This is a genomic window from Roseobacter sp. EG26 (assembly GCF_049830555.1).
In the GTDB taxonomy this organism is placed as follows: Bacteria; Pseudomonadota; Alphaproteobacteria; order Rhodobacterales; family Rhodobacteraceae; genus Roseobacter.
This window is the reverse complement of the sequence record NZ_JBNBLH010000040.1, coordinates 1-2,341: the sequence shown is the minus strand read 5'-3', so window position 1 is coordinate 2,341 and position 2,341 is coordinate 1. Positions and strand designations below refer to the sequence as shown.

1 protein-coding gene is annotated in these 2,341 nt (G+C 56.1%); it reads right to left on the bottom strand.

Annotation, left to right across the window (positions count from 1 at the left end):
* On the bottom strand, nt 1-2,341 hold a 2,341-nt coding region (locus ACOTTU_RS24875; RefSeq protein ID WP_425662211.1), incomplete at both ends, for a G8 domain-containing protein.

The following is a 2,341-nucleotide window of genomic DNA, read 5'->3' as shown; positions in this document are numbered from 1 at the left end:
CCCAGAGTTTTGCCGCGTCAAATGTTGGATCGTCACTGCCTCCCAGATCCTGAACCCCGTTGAAGGGAACATTCCCGTAGGCCCAGTGCCCGTCCTGTCCGACGGCGACATTGTCGTCGAGGAAGACAGGGTGTTTCTCGATATAGATGTCTCCTGTCAGCCGGTCCGAGAAGTAGATATCCATCAGGAAGTAATTATCGCCGTCACTGGTCGAATAATATCCATCCGTGTTCAGCAGGCTGAGCGTGTCCAGCCAGCCAACGGAATAGTCATCTACCTCAGAGGAGAATTCGGTTTCGCCAAGGCTGTCTTTCTTCGTGCCCGATATCTTGATGGTCCGCGCATCCGGATCGACACTTGGATCGCCTTCCTTATAGGTCAAAGGCCCGTCGAGAACGACATCGGGATCAAGAAGTGGCAGATCCCCGGTAGACAGGATCGTGTCCAAAGACGGATCATAGTTATGGTAGTCGATGGTCGCATTGCTGACCGTGGAATTGACGATGGTGTACTCATGTGCCTCGGGGCTCGCCCCGATGGTGAATTTCTTGAACAGGTCCATCCCGACATAGAAATCCGTGACCTCGCTATCAGCGATGGTGATGTCCGTGGCATTGGTTCCCAGCAGAATGCCGGCCCCCTCACCGCCCTTTCCGATCAGATCGAAATCCTTGAGCGTATAATGCGAGGTATAGGACAGCTCCGCCCCCACGCGTACGTTCCAGGCCGTGAAATCCTCAAGAACGCTGTGCACGTCATGGCTCTGGGATGTTTCGGCCTTGAGCACGTAGAGACCTGCCTTGGAAGCAAAGGCTTCGTTGCCATTGAAGCCCAGAATGGGGTGTTCATCGGGGAAAACCTTGTCGGCGTAGCTGAGTGCCCCCGAGATCACCGATGTATCTGCGTCGAACTTGATGTTCTCGGTTTCTCCAAAACCACCGCGGTGGAAGTAGACAAACCCGGTGTTCACACTGGCGGCAATGTTGTCCGAGGATTCAACCATGCGGCCCTGGAACCAGAAACCATCCCCGGTGCTGCCCAGGTCAAAATTGTCCAGGTCATTGCCGATCTTGGGATCGTGCCAGCTGTTACCTTTGGCAAGGATCGCGATGTTATTGGTCCAGGCGCCGGTTTCATTGCCGCTTTCCGCAACATAGCCCGCGCCATGGGTGTTGAAACTGGCATTGTTGTCCAGAATGGCGTTTGAATCGTGGTGCACAAAGCCCCAGCCCGGCGATCCGTAGACCGCGTTGCCGGTGGCAATGCCCGGATCATCAGGATCATCCACCCCGGCGCGGTGGAAGTGGAATGCATAGCGTCCTTTGACGTTCGTATCGAAATCGATCTGATCAAATTCGCTGGTATTCAGAGCGGTTTCGGATTTGTCGGTCCGGCCCAGTTCGTGGAACTCCGCATAGCGCACATCGACATCGTCGTTATGCATGAACATCACATGCCCGCGCTCGTAAACCTCTGCGGATTCAGCGTTTTCCGTCTCAAAGGAGATATTGCGCGTATAGTTCGCCACGGATGTTTTCAGGTCATCGCGCGGGGTGTCATGGTCAAACTCGAGCGGGGTGTCGAAAAAGACCTGACCGTCCTCGATCTGCGTGATTACCCGCTCTTCGTCTTCGGAAGGAGAATACCCGACGCGGGGGTCCCAGTTGATGTAACCCTCATAGTTGGTGCCGGCGATCACGATTGTGTCGCCCACAGCCCAGCCTTCGGGGGTTTCCCCGAAATCCAGCCAGGTATCTCCGGCCTGGGGATCGTCGATGACCTTTTCGTGGGAATCCTTCTCGGCCCCGTGGATTTCGACCGTGCCATGCGCAACCATTCCGCGGCTGAGCAACATTGGGTCCCAATCGGTGTCGATCGCGCCGTTATTGGCAAAGATGATGTCCACATTGACGTCTGGATCAACCGGGTCGGTTTCTGTGCCGATTGTCAGCGTCCCGCTGGGAGAGATCACCACCGTGTCGACGACAAGCTGTGAATCCACATCCGTGGCAAAATCCAGATGTCCGTCAACCCGCACGGTAAAGAGCCGGTCATCACTGACATGATCATATGTCATGTGCACGCCTTCGGGGATCAGAGCCTGTGCATCATCACCGGGAACCTCGCCGTTGTGCCAGTTGGCCGGATCGTCCCAGTCGCCATTGCCGATCGCGATATGCGTGGCCTCTGCGCGGGGTACCAGATCAAGGACGGCCATATGCTCGCCCATTTTTGACGAACCGGCATCGTGGGTGTGCGTCTCGGGGCTGGCCCTGACAGCTGCTACGAAAGCTTCGACCTCAGCTGCTGTTTTTGGCAACTCGATCGGGTCATGACCACC